Genomic DNA, 22,348 nt, shown 5'->3' with positions numbered 1-22,348 from the left:
ACGATACGGAAGCCTGGACCGAAGGCGGCGTGTCCCGATTTTTGGCGGGGGTCGACGACCCCGAAAAAGTTACTCCGGGAAGTTTGCCATCGGCCGATCCCGATGAAGCCCGACCGTTGGAAAAAGCAACGCCTCAACCGAAATCAGATTCGCAAAAATCGGAGTCGTCAAAGTCCGATCCGGCGAAAACCGAATTGCCCAAGTCAGATGACTCTCATCAAGCCGCGACCGGTGGTCGCGCTGCCGCCAAAAACCCCTCCGGTGTCACCCGCGCCCAAGCTTCCGATCGCGTGATCGTGCTGGAGGGGGACGGATCCAACCACGGCGATTCGCACGTGGCCGATCGCGCCATTGAATATCTAAAACGGTTCAAAGATAGCGACAGGCCATTTTTCCTGGGTTGCGGATTCGTCAAGCCGCACAGTCCGCCGACCGCGCCGCAAAAATTTTTCGATTTGTACGATGTCGATAAAATTCCGCTGCCGCCGAATTTTGCTCCGCGGCCCACCGTGCCGGATGGATTTCCCAAAGCATCAATTCGCCCCAAGAATGCCGATTTGTTCATCGGCCGCGATGCCTCGCCGGAAGAAGCCCGCAAAGTCATTCAGGCTTACCTGGCGGCGTGTTCGTTCGTCGACGATAACGTGGGCCGCGTGATTGCCCAGCTCGACAAGCTTGGCCTGCGCGAAAACACGGTCATTGTGTTTGTCGCCGATCACGGTTACCAACTTGGCGAGCGCGGCAAGTGGTCCAAAGCCGGCTCGCTGTTCGAACAAGGGGCGCGAGTGCCGTTCATCATCGTCGCGCCCGGCGCGAAGGGAAATGGCCAAGCTTGCGAGCGTGTGGTGGAGGAATTGGATATTTATCCCACCATGTGCGAATTGTGCGGGCTGCCCAAGCCCGACGGTTTGGAAGGCCGCAGTTTGCTGCCGCTGTTGAACAATCCACAGGCGAAGTGGGATTACCCGGCCTACACCATTTGGAGCGAAGATGGCAAAACGATTCAAGGCGTGGGCGTGCGCACGGAAAAATGGCGCTACGCAGAGTTCGACGGCGCAAAAGCCGGTGCCATGCTGTTTGATGAAACCGCCGACCCGCAAGAATTAAGAAATCTGGCCGACGATCCAAAATATACCGCCGTCATTGCCGAACTTTCTCCCTTGGCCAAGCAGTACGCCGCGCGGCTGGCAGCGAAATAGCATTGGATTCGCAAGACTCTGGCAAATTCTGGTTTGGCATGGAATAATTTGATAGTAGGCAATCGCCAATCTCGCTAGTGGTCTATGTGTGGTAACTTGGTGCACTATGGCAACCATCTCTAACATCCCAGCATTTCAATCGCCGCTGGAATCGGTGCCGCGACTTTTTACCGCTGCCGATCTTGCGGCAATGCCAGATGAGTTGCCTTCCGGCCCGGTCGATTTTGAACTTGAGAATGGGAGATTAGTCCTAATGTCTCCAACGGGCCGACGCCACGGTAATTTGCAATCGCGGATTTCTAAGGTATTGCAGACACAAGGCGAAGAACAAGGGCACGGGCAAGCATTCAGCGAAACGGGCGTTGTTCTTTCCAAAGGCCCCGACAGCGTAGCGGGGCCGGACGCGATGTTCGTCACCATGCGATCCATGCCATTGCGTGAATTGCCAGAGGGTTATTTAGAAACCATTCCTGAATTGGTAATCGAAATCCGTAGCAAAAATGACAACGCGGCATACCTGAATCGCAAAGTGACGATGTATCTGCGCATCGGCGTACAGGTGGTGTGGATTGTCGAACCGGACTCCCGAACCGTGGTGGAGCATCGCCCTAACTTTGCTGCCAAGACTTTTAGCGTTGCCGACACGCTTACCTGCGACGACCTCATTCCCGGCTTCCGCCTGCCGCTGGCGGAATTGTTCAAGGAATGATCGTATGCTAGCGCGAAATCATTTTTCGTTGGCATTGTGATTGCCGCGGCCAGTGTAGCTCTTGCCGACGACGAGCGCGAAGTTCACGGCCGAGTCGTCGACGAGACGGGAAAGCCTGTTGCTGCCGCAACCATCTCGGCCTTTTGGAGCGGCAATGGAAAACGTTTGCGCAAAGATGGTACGCCGCTGGAGCCAGCGAAGAACAAGGATGATATTCATCCGTTTTGGCAACACGAAGGCGAAATGGAACCAGCTTTCGCTGAGGATGAGGCAAAGACGGATGCTCAGGGATTTTTTGCCATAAAGATCAGCCAAAAGTCCCATACATTGTTGGCAATGGATGCCGTCCGCCAACACGGCGGCCTTGGACCAAAGGCGAAAAATCGCAGTTTTGGAGCATGGCGGATTTGGCTACGCCAGATGACCCGGCACGTCCCTTGGATAATGGAATGCTTACGGCAGCTCGACCGGAGACGCAAAGAACGATGTGCAAATCAGTCACGCTTCCGTTGTAGACTTGCGTGCGGATCAGCCGGAGGTAAATCTGGGCGTCTTGCAATCGGCGCCGCACATTCAGCCGCGCGTACGTGTCGAACAGGCCAAGGCCAATGGAACCTGTTTTGATTACCAAAAGCACTACGGCGAGCCACCGCCCGCTTGGCACATCACTGAAGCGCGCGGCGTTGGACAGGACATGACAATTGGGGAGTACAAAGGCAAGTGGGTTCTCTTGACATTCTGGGGCTTAAATTGCACGGTGCTTGGGCGAAGAGCTGCCTCGCCTGATGAAGTTTTATGAAGATCACAAAGCTCAGCGCGAGCAGTTCGAAATCATTTCAATTTGCATCGACTACGACGGCGAATTGAAAACCCTCGCCGATGTCGATCGTGCGCTGGAGCCGATTGTGAAAAACGTCTGGGGCGGCAAAACGCTGCCGTTTCCTTTGCTTCTCGATCCCACTTTCAAAACCTGGGAAACCTTTGGCATCGATGGTTTGGGGACCACAATCTTAATTGATCCCGACGAAAAAGTGGTTGAGGGAGGCGAAACGACGCTGGCCGAAAAGCTCAAATGACCGTTTTTATTGGTCGGAATTACCGGCGGCGTTTGTTTTTGCCGTTGCCGCGGTGGGAATGTTTCTTCTTTTGTTTTTTGCCGCTGGCTTTCAATCCCCGCAAATGCTTGGCTTTGCCGCGGCTCAGTTTAGGCGGCGGCGGGCGGCGGCCGGTTTTTTGCACGATGCGGAAATCCAGCTCGCGGCGATCAATATCGACTCGGGCCACTTCTACGCGGACCATGTCTCCCAGCCGGTAAGCGTTGCCGGAACGGTTGCCGGTTAGCGTGTGGCTGCGGCGGTCGAAGCGGTAATAATCGTCGGCCAGCGTGGTGACGTGCACCAACCCTTCGGCCGGCAGCTTGGTGCCTTGCACGAACAGGCCGAACTCTTCCACGCCGGTGACCACGGCCTCCATCTGCTCGCCGATATGGCTGCTCATATACAGCAGCAGTTTCAGCTTGGTGAGTTCGCGCTCGGCGGCTTCGGCCCGTTGTTCGCGCTCGCTGCAGTGTTCGCCTGCCGTGACCAGCGCACCCATGTCACCTGGCGATTTTTGCTTGGCGATGAGCGCGGCCACCAGGCGATGAATGGTGAGATCGGGATAACGGCGAATCGGCGACGTGAAATGGCAATAACATTCGCTCGCCAAAGCGTAATGCCCTTCTTCTTCCGGACTGTATACCGCCCGTTGCAGGCTGCGGAGGACGGCGTAATTGACAGCGTGTTCCTCGGGCCGGCCGTGGATGGAGCCCAGCAGTTTTTGCAGCTCGAAGCGGTTTTCCAAACTGCCGGTTTGAAAGCCCAACTCGGCGATGAATTCCGTCAGGGCGTGCAGTTTGCGTGGATCGGGATTGGCATGCACGCGCCGCAAAAATGGCACGCCGGCGGCTTCTAGCGAATCGGCCACGGCTTCGTTGGCGGCCAGCATGAAATCTTCGATAATCTGATGACTTTCGGTGTTTTGCACCACATGCGCACCGATGACGCGGCCGTGCTTGTCTAAATCGACCTTCACTTCTTTCATTGTTAGTTCCAGCGCGCCGCGGCCAAAGCGGCGGCCGCGCAGTAGCATCGCCAACTCATGCATGCGGCCCAAGAGCGAGTGAACCTCCGGTTTCAACTTGCCGTGCCATTCTTCGCGATCGGCCAGGTACGAATCGACTTCTTCGTAAGTGAAACGCCGTTTGCTGCAGATCGCCGAGTTGTGCAAATCAACGCCGGTGCGAATGCCTTCTGGCGAAAACTCCATGAAGCACGTCTTGGTGTAACGGACCTTGTCCGGCTGCAGGCTGGCCAGATTGTTGGAGACAATTTCTGGCAGCATCGGAATGACCCGGTCGGGCAAGTACACGCTGGTGGCCCGTTCGTAGGCTTCTTGATCCAACGCCGATTTATGCCGCACGAAGTGCGACACATCGGCAATGTGCACGCCCAGCCGCCAGTAACCGTTTTCTAGCCGCTCGACAGAAACGGCGTCGTCGAAATCGCGGGCATCGATCGGATCGATGGTAATAATGGTTTCGCCGGTCAGATCGAGCCGGCCGTGAACCGATTCGTTGAATTCCTCCGCTTGCTGGCGGGCGGCATCAAGGGCCGCTTCAGGAAAATCGCCGGGCAGATTAAATTCGCGGATGATGGAAAGCGTGTCGACGCCGGGTGCTCCCTTTGCGCCCAGCACTTCGGTAATCACCCCCTCACCGTCTTGAAAGTGCGACGGAAAGCGGACCATTTCGAATACCACTTTATCGTCTGGCTGGGCATTTTTTGCGCCGGGATCGCCCACATACACGGGCCGGGAAAACAGCGTGCCATCGACCTGAACGTAGCCGTTGCCGGCGGCTTCGAAATACGTGCCCACGAATTGGTGGGTGTCACGTTCCAGGATTTCGACAATTTCGCCTTCTGGATTAGGGCGGCGAATATCGCGCTTGCGGGACAGCGCGACGAGCACAATGTCGCCGGAGGCGGCATCCTGGGCATGGTTGGCGGCGACGAAAATATCGCCGCTACGGTCGCTTTTGGCGGCGCCGGTTGGCCGCACAAATCCGTACCCGGCAGACATTCGCCGAAACACACCGGTCACACGCTGGGCGCTGAATTCGGCCCGCGATTGCTTTCCGCTGCGTGCCGGTTCGGAATTCAATTGCTCGGCTGCGGCGGCCACCGGCTGCAAGAGATGATTTTGCCCGTAGGCAATGCGGCCGGCTTTCACCAAAGATTTGACGGCCTGCTTTAATTGCCCGGCGGCGTGTTCATCCAGCCCGAGCTGTTTAGCGATCACGCGCGGCTTGACGGGCTTGTAATTCGGGCGGTTTATAAATTCGACTACCGCCTCTTCAAGTTCAGAAATATTCATCAAGGAAGCCGCGGATTGCGCGGACTAGCAAAAGAGAAAAAAGGCCGCGGATGAACGCATATGAACGCAAATTAAGAATAAGACCACGTTCAGCGGCCAGGATAACAATCGAACGATATGGATTTTAAGAATCTTAAAAATGCTTTACAGGCTGTTTCAAAACTAGGAATCGGGTGGCTGGGTCGACCGAAGGGAGCCCCCAGCAGCCTATTCACTGGGGCTCGGCGGCACTCGACCCCAGCCACCCTTGAAGGAAGTCCAGTTTTGAAACAGCCTCTTAGAAATATCCTGAGCGAGCGATTTTTTCCGCATTCGCGTTTATTTGCGTTCATTCGCGGCAAAAAAATTCGTATTCATTGGCGTTGATCTGCGGCTCTTGGCATTTGTCGTCATGGGTGGCCATCGGCACGCTGAGGCACTTCCGCATGACCTTTGAAAAGCTTGCGGCCCAGCGATTGATGGTATTGCGTCCAGGAGCTGTCCAAATTGGCGGCGTCGCGCATGAGTTGATGGAAATTGTGCAGCTTGGCGTCGAGGTTATCGAGCTGATGCAAAGCGATGGCCTCCAGCGTCATCGGCAATTTGGGCGCGCCGAATTCGTATTCGCCGTGATGGCTGATGATCATATGCTTCAGCCGCAGCACCGTTTCTTCCGGCAGCGGCTCGCCCAGCAGTTCTTCCGCCTGGCACAGCTTTTTATCGAGCATGGTAATCGCCAGCACCACGTGTCCCAGCAGTTGGCCGGCATCGGTGTAGGCAAAGCCGCGGTCGCTGGAAAGTTCTTCCACCTTGCCCATGTCGTGCAAAAATACTCCCATCAGCAGCAGGTCGCGGTTAAGGATGGGATAATGCCCGGCGACGTTGTCGGCTACTTCCATCAGGTTGACCACGTGCTCCAGCAGCCCGCCCGGATAGGCGTGATGATTTTTGATGCCGGCCGGCGAATGCGACAGCCGCTGCATGAATTCGTCGTCGGTTAAAAAACATTCCGCCAAATTTCGCAGCGGCAGATCTTGCATCGACCGCAGCAATTCGGCCAGCCGCAGCGCCAGGTGATCGATGTCGGCCGGCGTCAGCGACATGAAGTCGGCCATGTCGACTTCATCGGTTCGCGCTTTGCAAATGCTGGTGGCAATCAATTGCAGCCCGCCTTGAAAGATTTGCGTGGCCCCTTCCACGCGCACCAAATCGCCGTCTTCGAACGAGCGGTAATCGGCGTCGCCGGCGTTCCACATCCGGGCGCTAATGGAGCCGGTGCGGTCGGCCAACTCCACCTGCAAATACAAATTTCCATTGCGGTTGGGGCGCAACTGCTTTTGCGAGGCCAGGAACACTTGATCGATGGTTTCTTGCTGGCCCAATTCGGAAATAAAACGGCGCGGCATAAATATCGGTTGAAAGTTATAAGCGGTGGAACAATGTGCAAAGAAAATAATACAAGCGGCCCGGCGTCGATGCAAAACCGAACAAAACCGGAGCCCGGCAACTTCAAGAATGTTGCCGTGGGGATGCAGGATTGATGCTCAGATTGTACGCGGAAAGCGGCTGCCTGGTAAGTGCCCAAAATTGCCGCCAGACAGCCGCAATTGGCTACATTGCTGGCGAATTCACTGGGTCGGCCAGGTCACTGCTCCACGTGCTTGAACACCAAGGTGGGGCTGAACATCTGCCGTACTTGGTCCAAATTGTTTAAGTAATCTTGGTATGCGGCAGCTGGAAAGTGCCCTACCGCGCGCGATACGTGTGATTGCAATTGCAATTCGTTGTGATCGACTGACGAAGTCAACTCGCCTTTGAAGAACGGGGTGTCCTGCGTTGTGGCAAGTTTTTCGGCCTCCGCCGCGTCGTAACCCTTGGGAACTTCAATGCTGATTGAGGCTGTTACCACCAGCGGCAACTGCAGCCACAAGGGTGCGACCCGCCGGTCCACAGGTTCGCCGGCAAACAAGGCCGATTCCCACGGAGCGGGCAGGCGTCCCACCAGCTGGCTACCGCCGGCATGCAAGGCATGATCGCTTTCGCACTTCATGGTCATTACTAAAGGTTGCCCATGTTCTTCCATTCCCTCGATGCTTAAGCTTTGAATTTGCACTTCCGCCGGTCCGCCAAAAGTCGCTTGTAAATGTTCCTTGCGCTTGGTGGGGTCAATCCGCTTCAAATACTCGCGCATAGAGCCCGCATAGTAACCGCCGAACGTGAGTTTTTCCTCCATTTGTATTTTGCCCTTCTCGTCCACGCGCACGTGCCGATTTACGTCTAGCGTGTCGCTGTTGGGCTGATAGTCGGGAATGCGCACCAGCCGGGGAGAAGCTTCGTCCAACAGCAGTGCCGTGCGGCCTGCCAATCCGAAGGGGACCAAAATTTTTGGATCGAACTGTTTGTCGGTGGCGTCTAAAAATCGATCACCATCGGCCGTGTGGGCGCACACAATCATATGATTGAACTGATCCAGCGACGGGGTTTGCTCCGACACGGTTTCCGAGGTTTGCACCAGTGCCAATTGGCAAGGCACCTGTGCCGCCTGCAACAATTGGCTGAGCAGCAGGCTGTGATCTTTGCAATCGCCATAGCGGTTGTGCAACGTTTTTTCCGCCGAGTTCATCACCCGAGCGCGTTTCCCAAATTCGATGGCTTTATACGTAATGGCCTTTTGCACGTACGGCAAAATAGCGGCAATTTTCGCGGCATCGTCTGGGGCGTTGCGGGTCAAATCGTCCGCGGTCTTTTGGATTTCGGGACTGATCGCCAGCAGGCTATGGATCGATTTCCAATACTCCTGGGCTTCGCTGTTCCACGTGGTTTGCTTGTCGACCAGCCGCACATACGGCACGAATACTTCCCAGGGATCGGCATCGGGCTCCATCCGAAACACCGGCGGCGCATCAACTTGCCAGTACAATCCATGCTCGGCGTGCTTAGTTTCCAACTGGGGCGAAGCCGAAGCGGCAACTCGCTCCGGATCGGTAACCACATACACCGTTTCGCGCGCCATCGGCGTAACCGACGTGAAAAATCGGCTCACGTACGGCAGTTCTGCCGGGGCGACAATATCTGCCGTCGTGACGCACACCTCGATGCGGCAGCCCGGCCGAATGCCTGGCACCGGCACATGCAGTGCTTTGCGATGCGTGTGAATGTCGTTCGTGGCCATGTCGGCGACAAAATAATCGGCCACATCTCCTTGGGCAATGGGCTTTCCCTGCTCGTCGAATACTTCCAAGTTGTTCACGAAGATTTTTTCGTTCAGCGGATCGAATTCAAACTCGATTGTGCTGAAGCGGCTGGCTCCGGTTTCGTTGATGATTTGCACCGATTCGTACAGACTGGTGCGATGCACTTGCTTCGGCTGAAACTCGATGGCCTCCGTGTACGCGCGGTAATATGCCGGAGCATCGGCTAGCGTTTCGGCAGGCAAGGGCGGAGCTTGGTTGGCCTGCAATTCGTCCGGCAGGGGGACGGCTGGAATTGGCTCCTTGATTTCGACGTTCGCCCCTTCCCCTAGCAGGCCGGAAACGCGGGCCAAATAATCCTGAATGCGGGTATCTTCCGGCGAATGGCGCAGGGCTTCCTCGAAGGTGGCTTTGGCTTCCTTGTACCACTTTAGTTGCAGCTCGATGATTCCCTTCAGCACGATGGTATCGGCCGTGTCATTGCCGTCGGCCAGCAGTTGTTTCACCAGGTCGTGGGCTTCCGGAAAGCGCTCGGCCCGTTGCAGCGCGTCGATTAAGGCATACACAATTTCCGCATTGCCCGGCGATTGGGCCAGCCGAGCCTTCAGCAGTTCAATTGCTTCGTCGTGCTTGCCATCTTGGCTGAGCATGCGCGCCTTGGCGAGCGCCACCCGCGGCGAATCGCCGGCCGCTAAATACTTGTCGATTGCCGCTCGAGCTGCAGCCCGCTGGCCCGATTCGTCCAACAACCGCACATAGGCGGAAAAATAATCGTCGTTGCGGGCCTCGCCGCTGAATGCTTTTTGATATTCGTCCAAGGCGTCGGCCGCGCGGTTCACTTTCGATAACAGCCAGGCATGCGCGAGTTGCAGCGTCGGTTCGTTTCGCCACGCCGCACGGTAATGATCCAGGGCCTCCAGCGCCGGCTGATTGTGTCCATTCTGAATGCAAATGTTCACATAGTTATCCAGCGCCGGCGCCATGTCAGGGGCATTTTTCAACGCCGTCAGAAAGTACGGCTCGCTGGCCAAGGTTTCCCGAGTGCGCACAAAGTGCAAGCCGGCAAAATTATAAAACTTGCCGTACCGCTGGTTTTCCTCTGCAGACCGAAATGGCTGGCCAGAAATTTGCGCAGGCACGGTAAACTGCGCTCGCGAAAGCACATCTTGCAAAATTTCGGAAGCCAGTTCGTCCGACTTCGTAGACGATACCACAAAGCAAAAATCGCAATCTCGATTGTGAACCAAGGCCAACCGATGAAACACCTTTTGGTCGTGTTCGTTCGTGTGTTGGAAGATGCATTGCGTTACGGATAATCCGTGCAGTTGCATTTCGGTGCGGCGGCTGATCGGCTCGGAAAAATCAGGACAGCCGGCCAGCGCCAAAAACGCTTCCAGGCGCGGCACCAACGGGGGCTTCAAATCGAGGAAGTGAATGGGAAAAACCAGTAGCATGGCATCACGTCCCAGCAGGCCGCCAAATTGCGCCGCAGGATACATTGCAGGCAACCGATCCCACGCTTGCCAGCCGCGATCGCCCAGATGCAGGCTAATGCCATCATCGTTCGAAGTATAATCTGGCAATTGCGTAATGCCCTCGGCGTGGCAAACCAGGTGGGTATCCAGCATCGAAAAGCCGCTCAGCACGCGGTCGGCCGTGCTCGATATTTTCGCGCTATCGCTTTGGCGGCCGAACACCAACACCTGGTACGCAAAGCCATTGTGGGTGCACAGCCAGCGCACCTGGTAGAGCGGGCTTCCTGCCAGCGTGGCTTCGGTTTCAATCCGCGCTCCCTCCAGGCCGTGTACTTTTTCCGGCCGGTCGAGCACTTGCTGGGCCTTGGGAGCCGCGGCCAAAATATTGGCATGCGTAATTTCTTTGAGCTGGTCGAGATCTAAATTCAATTCCGCGCCGGGCCGCTCGGCGATGATAATAATGTACATTTCCGGGAACTTGCGCACGTACGCTAGCGTTGCATCCCGGTTAAACCGCTTGGCGTCGGCCTGTGTCCAGGCGGCATCGGGGGGCCGGAACTGGAAATTCAGCCTTTCGTCTTTGGCGGTCTTAATTTCCGGCGGCGCCGGGAAGAAACTTCCCAACGCTTTGCCAAAATCGGCTAGGCCCTTACCCGGATTTTGATTATTGACGCTGGGTTTTGTGGCGGAGTTCGATGACGTCGCCGAGGAGTTGCCCGCACCTGCCGAGGCAATACTGGTCGACGGCGCCGGCGGGCTGCTGCTCGAGGGCCAACCGAAGTTGCCGGCCGTGAATCCTTTTGCGCCATCTTGGGACGATTCTTTTACACCGCTGTTTGACAGTACATTGACCGGAATATTAGCAGCCAGCGCAGGCGAATTTGCTTTGGATGCGGTCGACCGGAGATCGGTTGTTTTCGAGCTCATTTCCGCCGCAGGTTGTTTTGGCTCTGCTTTGGCGACCAGAGCTTCGGGCGGCGTTTGAACTTTCTGGTCGGTGAAATCTTTTTGTCTCTGATCCTCCTTGGCGACTGTGCCGGCAGCCGGTTCTTTCAGCGGTAGAGCAGCCGGCGTGGACGGCGATTCGCGGTAAAACTCCCCGGCCGCGAACATAACCCACACGAGTGCCAAGCTTGCGACGAGTGCTCCAGCCGCTTGCCGCCGCCCACGCGTGGGATTCTCTTGGTTCGCCTCGCGCTTCATTTCCGCTAACGCCGCCAGCGAGGCAATGGCTGCGACCATCAGCAGCCCGCACATCACCGCGATCGCGTTCAGCAAAATCAAATTCCGTAAGTTCTGCGGATGAAACAGATCGTCTACAATTAGCCCAGCGATTGCCAGCAGCGCCGGAACGGCCAAGGCCGCGCCAATGGCTGCTAAGGCCAAAAACGCCTTGCGGTTATTTCCTGGACGGCGCGACAGCGAGACAGAACTCATCGCGCTCCACAAAAACACCATCGCCGCCAACACCCCGGCGCCATAAAGCGTGCCCCGCCAGCCCATTTCCGAGATCGCCAAAAGCGTTGGCCCCAATTCGGTCATGGCGGGTTCAGAAGCAAATTCAGAAAAGTTGGCAAGTCATGAGCAGAAGGCTAAAGGCCAAGAGCGACCCCTACGTTAGATTACCACGGCCCGTCCGAACTGTCGAGTTCGGGGGGGAATCGTGATCTCCAGCGGCCCGCTAAACCCGAACCAGCCAGGTGAACATCTGAAATGCGTGCGGCCTCGTAATCAATGTTTAGCTGTGCTTGCCCCAGTCATGCTGCATTTTTAGAATGCCGCCTGTTTCAAGTCTGCAGATCGGTCGGTAGGATTGTCAGCGAAAGGAATTATCCATGGCCAAGCCGCCGAAAAATGCGATTAGCCCCACGCGGGAAGAAGATTATCCGGAATGGTATCAGCAGGTGGTGCGCGCGGCCGACCTGGCGGAGATTTCGCCGGTGCGCGGCTGCATGGTCATTAAGCCCTGGGGCTATGCCATTTGGGAGAACATTCAAAAAGCGCTGGACCGCATGTTCAAAGAGACGGGGCATCAGAACGCGTACTTCCCGCTCTTCATTCCGCTCAGTTATTTGGAAAAGGAAGCCGCTCACGTTGAAGGCTTCGCCAAAGAGTGCGCCGTGGTGACGCACCATCGATTAGAAGCCGGGCCCAACGGCGGGCTGGTGCCGACCGCTCCGCTGGAGGAGCCGCTAGTGGTGCGACCCACGAGCGAAACCATCATCGGGGCCATGTATGCCAAGTGGGTACAATCGTACCGCGACTTGCCGATTCTCATCAATCAATGGGCCAATGTCGTGCGCTGGGAAATGCGCACCCGGCTGTTTTTGCGCACCACGGAGTTTTTGTGGCAGGAAGGGCACACGGCCCATGCCACGCAGCAGGAAGCGGTGGAAGAAACGTTAAAAATGCTCGACGTGTACGCCACCTTCGCCCAAGATTACATGGCCATGCCGGTAATCCGCGGCGAGAAAACCGCCGGCGAGCGTTTTCCCGGCGCTGTCAATACCTACGCCATTGAAGCCATGATGCAGGACCGCAAGGCGCTGCAGGCGGGCACATCGCACTTTTTGGGGCAGAATTTTTCCAAGGCGCAGGAAATTAAATTTCTATCCAGCGAAGGGCGCGAGGAATTTTGCTGGACCACCTCCTGGGGCGTCAGCACGCGGCTGATCGGCGGATTGATTATGACCCATGCCGACGATGACGGGCTGGTTCTGCCGCCGCGGTTGGCCCCGGCGCACGTGGTCATTATGCCGATTTTCCGCAACGACGAGGAAAAAACCACCGTGATGGATTTCTGTCGCAAGTTGGAATCCGAACTCAAAGCCCAAGCCTACGACGGCGAGCCGGTGCGTGTGATTATGGATGCCCGCGATTTGCGCGGCGGCGACAAAGTCTGGCAGCACATTAAGCGCGGCGTGCCGCTGCGGCTGGAAATTGGCCCGCGCGATGTGGCCGGCAACGCTGTATTTTTAGCCCGCCGCGATAAGCCTGGCGAAAAAGGAGGCGTGCCGCGGGCGGAATTTGTGGCCAACGTTGGCAAAATGCTTGCCGAAATGCAGACGAATTTATTTCAACGAGCCTTGGCGTATCGAGAAGCCAACACGCGAAAAATCGACAAGCTGGAGGAGTTCAAAGCCTGGTTCACGCCGAAGAACGCCGAGCAGCCCGAAATTCACGGTGGGTTTGCCCTGTGCCACGTGTGTGAAAGCCCGGAGGTGGAAAAAACACTCGCCGATCTCAAAGTCAGCATCCGCTGTCTGCCCGTGGAGGGTGCGTTGGCCGGCTGCAAACCCGAGCCGGGCAAATGCATTTTCACGGGCCAACCCAGCTCCCGCCGCGCCGTCCTGGCCAAAGCGTATTGAAGAGACACTTCCATGCACATCTCATTTCAATTCCAACCAAGATCGCAGCGAGTTCTCTAGATTCAGCGCGTCCCGGTTGCTTAAGAATCCCAATGATTTCAGAACAAGACTTTGATGAACGGTGTATAATCCGCGCTTTACTGCCGTTGGTACGTTTATTGATCCCTAGGTTGATATTGCCCTAGGTCGAGGGTTTGATTATGTCATGGCATGAAAACTCCTGGAACGTCAGAACAACGTATCAGCCAACGTCTTCGTGCGATGGCTTTGGTTCAACAAGGATTGAGTTCGGCCCACGTGGCGGATCGATTGGGCGTCGATCCCAGGACGGTACGTCGTTGGAAGCGAGCTTACCGGCGACGCGGCGAAGCGGGGTTGCGTGTGAAGACGGCGCCCGGTCGGCAACCGCGTTTGACGGGAAACCAACGTCGCAGCTTGGTGCAACGCTTGCTGAAAGGCGCTATCACTCAAGGCTTTGCCACCGACTTGTGGACCTGTCCGCGGATCAAGCGACTGATCGAACGAGAGTACCAAGTCAGTTACCATGTCGATTACATTCCTTGGGTGATGAAATCGTTGGGCTTTACCGTCCAAAAGCCCGAACGCCAGGCGCGGGAACGGAACGAACCTGCCATTCGGCGCTGGATCGAACGCGACTGGCCGCGGATCAAAAAAAGGCAGCTCAACTTCAAGGCTGGTTGGTTTGGATCGACGAAACAGGCATTTTCTTGAGCCCCGTGGTGCGGCGAACGTGGGCGCCCCAAGGCGAAACTCCGATTCTGCGCACGCGAACACGCCACCACCGCCATCTGTCGGTGATCGGCGCGATCTCGATCTCGCCGCGTCGTCGCCGGCTGGGTTGGTACTTGAACTTTCATGCCGAGGGATCCATTCGTCAGGAACAAGTGATCGTGTTTCTGCAACAACTGATGCGGCATCTGCGTGGGGACGTGTTTTTGATCTGGGATCGTTTGAATGCTCATCGCGGGAAAGCGGTTCGTAAATTTCTCGATCGCCATCCCCGCCTGCATGTCGCGTATTTGCCAGCTTACGCGCCCGAACTGAATCCCAATGAATACGGTTGGAATCACCTCAAAGGTCACTCGCTGGGCAACTATTGTCCCGACAATGTGCAGGAACTGCATCAGACGGTCAAAAAAACGGTTCGTAAATTACAAAGCCGGCAAGCACTCCTCCGCGGTTTCGTAAAGGCCACTCATTTACCACTTCGCCTCGCAGGTTGAACTAGGGCATAATTAACCTCGGAGTCAATAGCCCTGCGGAGGTCCAGTCTGCAAGAACAAATTCGCCGGCCAGCAACCCAGCGATTTTACTGGTGAAGGGAACAATCAATGCATCCTGGGAGGTGTGTTGTCCGCTGACCACGACCGCCGGTCGAATTTTTGCACCCGTTTGGTTTGCAAAAATTACTCGCACCAAGATGACTTCATTTTTCGAAAAGTTGGGCATAGACGTCGTCCTGTTCATTTGCCCAAACCGCGGCCAGCGAGGAATGCGATGCTTCTTGCCAGAAGTGTTCCTCGTCCGAGGGCAACGGTGTCACCAATACTTTTGCGCCTTCCGGCAACGTAACCGGCTGTAAGGGAATAATTTGGCCGTCGCGTATTTCGGCCACAATTGGCGATTTTGAATTGGCAAGTTCCATCGTTCACACCATGCAGGAATCAGTGTACGTTTTTGTCGACAGGCGTTCTACTATAAGTGTATCATTTCCGTCATGGGTCAAGCAAATCAGGCTGCGCCGGTACTGTCAATTCTCGCTGCATTCAGCCGGCATGAGCAGGCATTGGCTTGGGCGCGCGAAACGGCCGAAGCGCACTGGGGGCCGATGGCGCTGGCGAGCCCGGCGTTTGAGTTTACCGAGACCGAGTATTACACCACCACGATGGGCGCCGGCCTGAAAAAACAATTCTTCGCGTTTGAACAGTTGATCGATCCGGCCCGGCTCGTCGACTTCAAGCTGCAATCGAACCAGTGGGAAGCACAATACGCCGCTTTGGAAAAGCACGCCGAACTGCGGCCTCTGAATTTGGATCCCGGTTACATTACGCTAGCCAAATTGGTGCTGGCCTCCACGAAAGACCACTCGCACCGAATTTATTTGGGCCGGGGAATTTTTGCGGAAATCACGCTCTCATTTCGTAGCGGCGGTTGGCAACCGAGTGAATGGACATATCCCGATTATCGCCGGGCCGATTTCCAGCGCTTTTTTGACGACTGCCGGGCGTATTTAAAAGGGATAGGCGGCAAGCGGTAAGCAGAAGGCGGTAGGCGGCAGGCAGAAGGCAGAAGGCGGCAGGCAGTAAGCAGTAGGCGGCAGGTCGGGGATGATTTTGATACAATAGAGTACAGGCTCGTTGAACGGCTTCTTAATTCTTTGGTCATTCCTTTCTTCCCTGCCGCATGCGTCACTGGGTTTTAATCGTTCTGGCAATATTATTTGGTGCAGGCTTTGGCCTGGGCATCACCGTCATGGAGTTGGGGGCTTCGCTGACCAGCACAGTCGATGCTTCTATGGCGATGCGTCCGACGGCGGCTTCACTACAAGGGCCACACGTGGTGCCAGACCAGGAAGAATACAATTTCGGCAGCATGGAGCGCGAGAGCCACAAATCGCACGTGTTCACAATCCGCAACGATGGACACGCTCCCCTGATCTTGAAAAAAGGGGAAACCACGTGCCGCTGCACGAAGTTCGAGATCGCCGAAACGGATTTAAAGCCGGGCGATTCGACCGCGGTAACCCTTGAATGGAAAGCCAGAGACGTGAATCCGGGAGCATTTCGCCAAAGCGCCACGATTGAAACCAACGACCCGGCGCGGCCGCAATTAACATTCACCATCAGCGGCGATGTCACCAGCTCGTACCGCGTGAACCCGACCGCGTTGGCGTTCAGTTCCATATCGGCCAGCGAGCCGCACACGGCGGACATCAACATTTATTCGTATCGGTCGGGCCAACTGGCGGTAGATAGCCACGAGTTCACGGAGAGCTCGACGGCCGACAAGTTCGAGTTCCGCGCCGAGCCCATGCCGGCCTCGACAGTGCAAGAAGAAAAAAATGCCCAAAGCGGCGTGGTAGCGCATGTGACCGTAAAACCCGGCTTGCCTTTGGGCGCGTTTCGGCAGAAAATCCACATCCATTTAAACCAGGAAGAAGAGGCCCTGGAGGTGCCGATCGAGGGGAACACCATTGCCGATGTGGTCATCGCCGGCCGCAATTGGGACGATGATCACAGTTTGCTGACGCTGGGCACGGTCAGCGGTCCGGAAGGAGCGACCGCCGAACTGTTCATTGTTGCGCATGGAACGCATCGGAACGATTTACATCCAAAAATCAAAAGCGTGAAACCGGAGATGCTGAAAGTTTCCTTGGGCGATCCGCAGGGGGGCACAGGAGACTCTCCGGTGCGAATTCCAATAAAAATAGAAATTCCGCCGGGAACGCGCCCTATGCTCCATTTGGGAGGCGAAGAAGGAAAGCTGGGCGAAATTTTGATCTCCACCGATCTACCGGAAGCCCAAACCATACGGATTTTGGTGCGCTTTGCCGTCGGCGAGTGAGAACTCGGGAAGTTCACGGCTTGCGGTTTAACGCCAGGACGGAACCTCGAACCATCGATGGACCACGATGACGCCAAAACTTTTCTCGCGGTTACTGCCGGCGGCCCTTTTAGGTTTGGCCGTGTTGGCCTTAGGCACAATCATTTTTCGTGGCGATCGCATGGCCGGCGCCCAGGTAAGCGGTGACGGCAATCACCTCGAACACGGGCCGGCAGAGGGGCAAAGTCGCTGGCTGCGGAAATCTTCGCTGGAGCCGAATTTATTTGTTGACTGGCCGCGCCCCAAGGTCGCGCTCGTCCTGACCGGCTTGCTGACCGGCTACATCGAACCGTGCGGCTGCTCCGGCAAGGAAAACGAGCAGGGGGGGCTCAGCCGGCGCGATCAATTGCTAACCCAACTGGCCGCCGAGAATTGGCCTGTCGTGGCGTTGGATGTCGGCAGCCAGGTACGGCGCTTTGGCCGCCAGCAGGAAGTGAAGTTTCAATCCATCGCCGACGCGCTGAAAACAATGGGTTACCGCGCCATTGGGCTCGGCCCGGACGATTTGCGGCTCTCGGCCACCGAACTGTTGGCCAGCATTGCGCCCGTGGGAAATCAGTCCAGCCCCTTTGTTTCCGCCAATGCGGGTCTGTTCGCATTTGACGAAAAGATATTGCCCCGTTACCAAGTGATTGAAGCCGGTGGAATGAAGATCGGCGTTACCAGCGTGCTGGGCGATCAGCAGCGCGCCCAGGTGAATAATCCGGACGTGCAACTTCAATCGGCCGACGAAGCCTTGGCGGCGGTGTTGCCCAAGCTGCAAGCGGCGAAGTGCGATCTGCTCGTGCTGCTGGCTAGTGCTTCCAAAAATGAATCGCTCGCCCTGGCCAAAAAATATCCGCAATTCAAAATTGTTGTGAGCGCCGGCGGTGCGGAAGTGCCGCCCAAGCAAGCCGCCACCATCGAAGGCACATCCACACTGCTGATTGAACTGGGCGCCAAGGGGGAATATGCCATTGTGCTGGGCTTGTACGACAACTCGCCCGCTTCCATTCGCTACCAGCGTGTGCCGCTGGATGTGCGGTTGGGCGAATCGGCCCGCATGAAGCGGGTTTTGGCGGCGTACCAGGATCAATTGAAGGAAATTGGATTTGACCAGCTCGGTCTCAAGCCGGCGCCATTTCCTGGCGGGCGGAAATTTGTCGGCTCTGAAGCATGCAGCGAGTGTCACACCAAAGCCTGGGCGGTGTGGAAAAAAACGCCGCACGCCAAAGCGCTGGAGACGCTAGTGAAGTTGGATCCGCCGCGGCAGTACGATCCGGAATGCTTGAGCTGCCACGTGACGGGCTGGGAACCGCAGAAATTCTTTCCTTGGGATGGCGGCTATTTAAGTGCCGACAAAACGCCGCAATTGGCCGGCAACGGCTGCGAAAATTGCCACGGCCCAGGTTCTAACCACGTGGCGGCAGAGCAGGGCGCCCTGAAAGCTTCCGCCGCCGATTTGGATCGCTACCGCGCTGAAATGCGGTTGTCGTTAAAAACCGATGCCGATCGACGGAAAGTGATCGACATTTGCCTGAAATGCCACGACATCGACAATAGCGTCGAATTCAAGGGCGGCGATGCGTTCGACAAGTATTGGCCGAAGGTCGAACATCACGGGAAGGACTGAATACCGGTAGCGGTGATCGGGAAAGTTTATGTAAGCCCGATGAAAATAACGCTGCGATATTCGACCCGAACGCTGTTCATTGCGATTGCCGTGATTGCAATTGCCTGTGCGGCATTTGCTATCTGGGGGCGTCCCTATCTGCGGAAACGCTATTATGAAGAGCACTGGATGAAAGCTGGTGCGATTGCCATCTGCGATCAGGATGGATTTGTGAAAACTCTGATCGCCGATGACGCAACTGGCGCTTTCTCCCCTGCTTCCCTGGCGGAACTGGCAGGTTCTTCACATCTGAGCATTCTCGTTTTAATCGACACTCCCACTACCGATGCGGATATTGCCCGCCTGGAAGATTTGCCGAAAATCATCTCTTTGGCATTGCGGGGCACCAACGTCACCGACCTTGGCATCGCGCACATTGTCAAGTTTCATACGTTGAAGTATCTGTTTCTGCGCCACACCCAGATTTCCGACGCCTGCATTCCCGAGCTTGGGCGCATGACGTGGCTCAAACAATTGGAAATCGATCAAACGCAAATCACAGAAGACGGTATGAAAAAGCTTCGAGCGCTATTGCCAAATACGGAATTTGTTTCCGAATCAACCCCTTAAACCTTCGAAACCAAGACGGGTTTAAGCCTGGCAGAACATTATTGCCGTGCCGCGCCGGCCACCTGCATTTTCACCGAGTACAAGCCCTTGCTCGCCGTAATGAACAGCGTGCGCATGTCGCTGCCGCCAAAGCAAACATTGCCGGTCCAGCTTTCCGGCACGTCGATGTGTTCGATCTTCTGGCCGTTTTTATCAAACACGGTGACTCCTCGCCCAGTGAGATACACGTTCCCCTGGTCGTCGATCGTCATGCCGTCGGAGCCGAGCTTGCAAAACAGGCGTTTGTTTTGCAGCGAGCCGTCGCTCTGAATATCGTAGGCGAAGGTGTTGCCGGCCTGAATGTCGGAAACGTACAGCGTTTTTCCATCGGGCGTGCCGATGATGCCGTTGGGCTTTCGCAAATCGTTGGTCACGCGGGTTAGGGTTTTGCCGTCGGGTGACAGAAAATACGTGGCTTCCTGATCTTGCTCCTTGGCGCCGCGCTTCCAGTAATCGCGCTTGTAAAACGGATCGGTGAAATATGCGCCGCCATCGGGCCGCACCCACACGTCGTTAGGACCGTTGATCAGCTTGCCCTGATAATCCTTTACCGCCACGGTGTGCTGTCCGGTGGCCACGTCGATAATCCACAATTCGTTTTTCTCGTCTGCGCATGACCATAATCGGCCTTTGTCGTCAAAGCACAGGCCGTTGGAGCGGCCCGATGGTTCCATAAACGTGGAGAGCTTGCCGTCGGTGCTCCACTTCAGAATTTTGTCATTCGGCTGATCGGTGAAGTACACATTCCCCTGGGCATCGACCGCTGGCCCCTCGGTGAACTTAAAATCACCGGCCAGTTTTTCGAGCTTGGCCCCCGGCGCAATGATTTTAGATTCCTGTGCCCAAACGCAGCTTGGCCAATACGCAAGCACCACAAGTACGCAAAGAAGATGCCGCATCACGCACCGCCTCCATTGGCTTCGTTAAACCAAACACGCTGCACGCTCGCGCTAGTCATTTCTACCACGACGCTTTCGCCAACACCCAAGGCCCAGTGAACCCAGAGCCAGTAAAGCAAAAGAACACGGCTCGGGCACTAAGCTTACCGTCAGCGATTCGCCCGCCGCATCATTGGGCGCGGTCGTCGAACTTCCGTTGATGTAGGTATAATCGTCCCAGCCGGTGGTAGAAGGACTGGCAGAAGTGTTGGTAATTTCCATGCGCAAAGCGTCATACATGACGCCGTTCGTATGCGCACTGACGCCAAAATCTATTTCATTATCTGTTCCCGTAGTACTAAGATCAGAGACGGGAAATTGAAATGCCGCCCATTGATAAAAGCCTGCATCTCCGCTGCGAGTCTGTGGATCGTTCGGACCAGGAAAATTGTTAAAGCTCCAGGTTTCCTGATGGCCATTCAACGTGACGACTAAACTGGCAGACAGCGATACCACGCCCACGGATAAAACGACAAATTGTCCTTGCGCCTTCTGCGCAGCGGTAACCATAAAGTGAACTTGCCACGACGCGCCGTGATAGCTGGCTGGTCCCCCGGCCGCTGTGACATAGGCTGGACAGGTATTCGTGTAATTATCGGTGGTGGCGTTGGCCGAATCGTACAACGGCGGATTAAACGTTTGCCATTGATTGGCCAGCCACGCATTGGGATCGTTGGTTGCCGGAACGGCCTGACCACCAATGACGGTGGCCGTGGCGTTATAAGAAACGAAGCCATTGTGACCGAGCGCCGCTTCTTCGGCCCAGTAGTCATAGGAGCCGTAGTATTGCCGCTTGTCAGGACCCGAAGAACCGAGAACCACGGACGAATCGTGACCGTTGGTGAATTCATTGGCGGAGCGATTGGGCGTGCCGATGGTCCAAATGGGCGCGGCGGTGCTAAAATTCTCCGGCGTGAACGTCAGATTCTGCGGAATACTCGTTTGTCCCGCGACGATCGGAACATTATTGACTCGCGTTTCCCCCCATTGGCCAAGCTGATAAAGCGTTAAGCGGTAAGTGCCCGGCGTCACATTATTGATGTTCCCACTTCCGCTTTGATTGAGCTGAACCCAATATTGACTGCCCAGCGTCGATTCCTGCATGTTGACGCCATTTTCGGAGAGCACTGCCGTGTTGTTCGTCGCATTGGCGCTCCAGCCGGCGGAATTCCCCGCGCTCAGGTTGAGGCCTCCCCGTGTTGTCGTGCCGGTGGGAACATAGCCGGCCGCAACCAAGGCCGCATCGGTGTTATATTCGGCTTGATACGTGGGAATATTGCTGACTGCTGCCTGATAAACTTGCGCGCCGGTTTTTCCCGCGCTCGACTGCACATTGAATGCGAATGGGCCATAGACGATATTCGTGGCCACATTGGCTGCGACGTTGATCCCATAGCCTGGGTACGCGCCTGATCCGGAACCATCAATGCCATAGTGATCGGAATTGTACTCCACGTTGATGATCGCCGGATCGGTGAAAGCCAAATCTTGCTTGGTGGGCCCGCCGGTCATCGATTCGGTCGACGGAATCACCGCCGTAACGCCATAATTGGGGCCATACAACGTCTGCCCTTGATCGAATTGCACGTAGGTGGAGGTGTCGTATTTCGTGAAGAAGTTGGTCCCATTGTCGCCCGCCACGCCCGCCGCCGTGATTTGGGTGGTGACGTTCTGAACTGTTTGGCCCGCATAGCCGGGTGTAAGGGGCGGGAAGGCAGCACTCACGCCAGCCAGATTGTTGGGACCCGTGCCTTGCTGGTACGTGGAGGTAAAAACTCCTCCTGACGTAACACCGCGAAACAAAAACTGCCCTTGTCCCTGGCTCCACGCCGGATCGGTCGCTGCATGGCTTACCGCTTCATACGCATGCACCGTGGGGTCATTGGCGAAGACGATGTAATGGATCGAATAGGTGATGGGGTTGGCGCTGGTGCCGGTCGAGGCCATGGTATCCCACACGTCGACGTAACTGTTGTTGGGCCCAACTTGCGAGTTAAAGGTCCAGGTTCCCGAGCCGATTCCGGCGGAAGCTGTTTCTTCATCTAACTGCGAAACCAGGTTGGGACCGCTGCCAAGCTTAATCGAAGTAACATTTTGGGAATTCGGATCGAAGACTGTGGTGATTAAGCCATTGGAAATCGTCCAGTTGCTGTTGCTGTTTTTTGTGAGAGTAACCTGCGCATGGGACACC

The 22,348-nt window shown here is 56.1% G+C and carries 18 protein-coding genes; 10 read left to right on the top strand and 8 right to left on the bottom strand.

The genetic code is table 11. The annotated features are described in order from the left end of the window. Both VFE46_04865 and VFE46_04860 read left to right on the top strand, forming a co-directional pair. Positions 1–1,199, top strand: a 1,199-nt coding sequence (locus VFE46_04865; GenBank protein HZZ27319.1) for a sulfatase-like hydrolase/transferase, incomplete at its 5' end; no start/stop codon positions are given. A 106-nt stretch (positions 1,200–1,305) separates the two neighbouring features. Next, complete coding sequence (locus tag VFE46_04860; protein HZZ27318.1) at positions 1,306–1,908, top strand: Uma2 family endonuclease; 603 nt, start codon at positions 1,306–1,308, stop codon at positions 1,906–1,908. Between the two features lie 18 nt (positions 1,909–1,926). Here VFE46_04860 and VFE46_04855 read toward each other — a convergent pair whose 3' ends face one another. Next, positions 1,927–2,262 carry a hypothetical protein gene (locus VFE46_04855; protein ID HZZ27317.1) on the bottom strand — a complete coding sequence of 112 codons (336 nt, stop codon included), beginning with the start codon at positions 2,260–2,262 and terminating at the stop codon, positions 1,927–1,929. 431 nt (positions 2,263–2,693) lie between these two features. Between VFE46_04855 and VFE46_04850 the strand changes: the two genes are divergently transcribed. Further along, positions 2,694–2,984: a hypothetical protein gene (locus tag VFE46_04850; GenBank protein ID HZZ27316.1), complete on the top strand. Its 291-nt coding sequence runs from the start codon at positions 2,694–2,696 to the stop codon at positions 2,982–2,984. A gap of 19 nt (positions 2,985–3,003) precedes the next feature. On the opposite strand, the gene rnr is transcribed toward VFE46_04850, so the two are convergent. The 3 genes from rnr to VFE46_04835 form a co-directional block, all read right to left on the bottom strand. Continuing rightward, positions 3,004–5,322: a ribonuclease R gene (rnr, locus tag VFE46_04845; protein ID HZZ27315.1), complete on the bottom strand. Its 2,319-nt coding sequence runs from the start codon at positions 5,320–5,322 to the stop codon at positions 3,004–3,006. A gap of 389 nt (positions 5,323–5,711) precedes the next feature. Next, entirely contained in the window at positions 5,712–6,707 is a 996-nt protein-coding gene (locus VFE46_04840) for an HD domain-containing protein (GenBank protein HZZ27314.1), read from the bottom strand. Between the two features lie 239 nt (positions 6,708–6,946). After that, a complete protein-coding gene (locus VFE46_04835; protein ID HZZ27313.1) occupies positions 6,947–11,509 on the bottom strand; it encodes a tetratricopeptide repeat protein in 4,563 nt (1,520 codons plus the stop codon). A 293-nt stretch (positions 11,510–11,802) separates the two neighbouring features. Between VFE46_04835 and proS the strand changes: the two genes are divergently transcribed. The 3 genes from proS (at position 11,803) to VFE46_04820 (ending at position 14,579) form a co-directional block, all read left to right on the top strand. After that, the gene (proS, locus tag VFE46_04830; protein ID HZZ27312.1) at positions 11,803–13,335 is read left to right on the top strand and encodes a proline--tRNA ligase; all 1,533 of its coding nucleotides are present in this window, start codon (positions 11,803–11,805) and stop codon (positions 13,333–13,335) included. A 210-nt stretch (positions 13,336–13,545) separates the two neighbouring features. Then, positions 13,546–14,067, top strand: a complete 522-nt coding sequence (locus VFE46_04825) for a winged helix-turn-helix domain-containing protein (GenBank protein ID HZZ27311.1) — start codon at positions 13,546–13,548, stop codon at positions 14,065–14,067. After that, a complete protein-coding gene (locus VFE46_04820; protein ID HZZ27310.1) occupies positions 14,034–14,579 on the top strand; it encodes an IS630 family transposase in 546 nt (181 codons plus the stop codon). Before VFE46_04825 ends, VFE46_04820 begins: the two co-directional genes overlap by 34 nt. 1 nt (position 14,580) lies before the next feature. Here the strand turns inward: VFE46_04820 and VFE46_04815 are convergent, their stop codons facing one another. Continuing rightward, positions 14,581–14,805 carry a hypothetical protein gene (locus VFE46_04815; GenBank protein ID HZZ27309.1) on the bottom strand — a complete coding sequence of 75 codons (225 nt, stop codon included), beginning with the start codon at positions 14,803–14,805 and terminating at the stop codon, positions 14,581–14,583. Further along, positions 14,783–15,001, bottom strand: coding sequence for an antitoxin family protein (locus tag VFE46_04810; protein HZZ27308.1), 219 nt, complete (start codon positions 14,999–15,001; stop codon positions 14,783–14,785). The genes VFE46_04815 and VFE46_04810 overlap by 23 nt, the downstream gene beginning before the upstream one ends. 72 nt (positions 15,002–15,073) lie before the next feature. On the opposite strand from VFE46_04810, the gene VFE46_04805 reads away from it, so the two are divergent. The 4 genes from VFE46_04805 to VFE46_04790 all read left to right on the top strand — a co-directional run bounded on the left by VFE46_04805 (position 15,074) and on the right by VFE46_04790 (position 19,180). Next, positions 15,074–15,613: a DUF4416 family protein gene (locus tag VFE46_04805; protein ID HZZ27307.1), complete on the top strand. Its 540-nt coding sequence runs from the start codon at positions 15,074–15,076 to the stop codon at positions 15,611–15,613. A 146-nt stretch (positions 15,614–15,759) separates the two neighbouring features. Continuing rightward, complete coding sequence (locus VFE46_04800) at positions 15,760–16,920, top strand: DUF1573 domain-containing protein (protein ID HZZ27306.1); 1,161 nt, start codon at positions 15,760–15,762, stop codon at positions 16,918–16,920. Positions 16,921–16,987: 67 nt separating this feature from the next. Further along, on the top strand, positions 16,988–18,571 hold the full coding sequence (locus VFE46_04795) for a multiheme c-type cytochrome (GenBank protein HZZ27305.1): 1,584 nt from the start codon (positions 16,988–16,990) through the stop codon (positions 18,569–18,571). A 39-nt stretch (positions 18,572–18,610) separates the two neighbouring features. Next, positions 18,611–19,180 (top strand): hypothetical protein, encoded by a 570-nt coding sequence (locus tag VFE46_04790; GenBank protein ID HZZ27304.1) that lies wholly within the window; start codon positions 18,611–18,613, stop codon positions 19,178–19,180. Between the two features lie 38 nt (positions 19,181–19,218). Here VFE46_04790 and VFE46_04785 read toward each other — a convergent pair whose 3' ends face one another. Together VFE46_04785 and VFE46_04780 are read right to left on the bottom strand one after the other, a co-directional pair. After that, positions 19,219–20,118 (bottom strand): SMP-30/gluconolactonase/LRE family protein, encoded by a 900-nt coding sequence (locus VFE46_04785; protein ID HZZ27303.1) that lies wholly within the window; start codon positions 20,116–20,118, stop codon positions 19,219–19,221. 51 nt (positions 20,119–20,169) lie between these two features. Then, positions 20,170–22,347, bottom strand: coding sequence for a polysaccharide lyase family protein (locus VFE46_04780; protein HZZ27302.1), 2,178 nt, complete (start codon positions 22,345–22,347; stop codon positions 20,170–20,172). Position 22,348: the final 1 nt, after the last annotated feature.

It is taken from the genome of Pirellulales bacterium (assembly GCA_035656635.1).
Taxonomy (GTDB): domain Bacteria; phylum Planctomycetota; class Planctomycetia; order Pirellulales; family JADZDJ01; genus DATJYL01.
The sequence above is the reverse complement of the archived record's forward strand: the minus strand, read 5'-3'. Positions and strand labels throughout refer to the sequence as shown.

Excerpts from the sequence above, each read along its gene's own strand:
- rnr (HZZ27315.1), bottom strand. The coding sequence starts at position 5,322 with ATGAATATTTCTGAACTTGAAGAGGCGGTAGTCGAATTTATAAACCGC.
- proS (HZZ27312.1), top strand. The coding sequence starts at position 11,803 with ATGGCCAAGCCGCCGAAAAATGCGATTAGCCCCACGCGGGAAGAAGAT.
- VFE46_04795 (HZZ27305.1), top strand. The coding sequence starts at position 16,988 with ATGACGCCAAAACTTTTCTCGCGGTTACTGCCGGCGGCCCTTTTAGGT.
- VFE46_04840 (HZZ27314.1), bottom strand. The coding sequence starts at position 6,707 with ATGCCGCGCCGTTTTATTTCCGAATTGGGCCAGCAAGAAACCATCGAT.
- VFE46_04790 (HZZ27304.1), top strand. The coding sequence starts at position 18,611 with ATGAAAATAACGCTGCGATATTCGACCCGAACGCTGTTCATTGCGATT.
- VFE46_04835 (HZZ27313.1), bottom strand. The coding sequence starts at position 11,509 with ATGACCGAATTGGGGCCAACGCTTTTGGCGATCTCGGAAATGGGCTGG.
- VFE46_04805 (HZZ27307.1), top strand. The coding sequence starts at position 15,074 with ATGGGTCAAGCAAATCAGGCTGCGCCGGTACTGTCAATTCTCGCTGCA.
- VFE46_04850 (HZZ27316.1), top strand. The coding sequence starts at position 2,694 with ATGAAGTTTTATGAAGATCACAAAGCTCAGCGCGAGCAGTTCGAAATC.
- VFE46_04810 (HZZ27308.1), bottom strand. The coding sequence starts at position 15,001 with ATGGAACTTGCCAATTCAAAATCGCCAATTGTGGCCGAAATACGCGAC.
- VFE46_04815 (HZZ27309.1), bottom strand. The coding sequence starts at position 14,805 with ATGCCCAACTTTTCGAAAAATGAAGTCATCTTGGTGCGAGTAATTTTT.
- VFE46_04825 (HZZ27311.1), top strand. The coding sequence starts at position 13,546 with ATGAAAACTCCTGGAACGTCAGAACAACGTATCAGCCAACGTCTTCGT.
- VFE46_04785 (HZZ27303.1), bottom strand. The coding sequence starts at position 20,118 with ATGCGGCATCTTCTTTGCGTACTTGTGGTGCTTGCGTATTGGCCAAGC.
- VFE46_04860 (HZZ27318.1), top strand. The coding sequence starts at position 1,306 with ATGGCAACCATCTCTAACATCCCAGCATTTCAATCGCCGCTGGAATCG.
- VFE46_04800 (HZZ27306.1), top strand. The coding sequence starts at position 15,760 with ATGCGTCACTGGGTTTTAATCGTTCTGGCAATATTATTTGGTGCAGGC.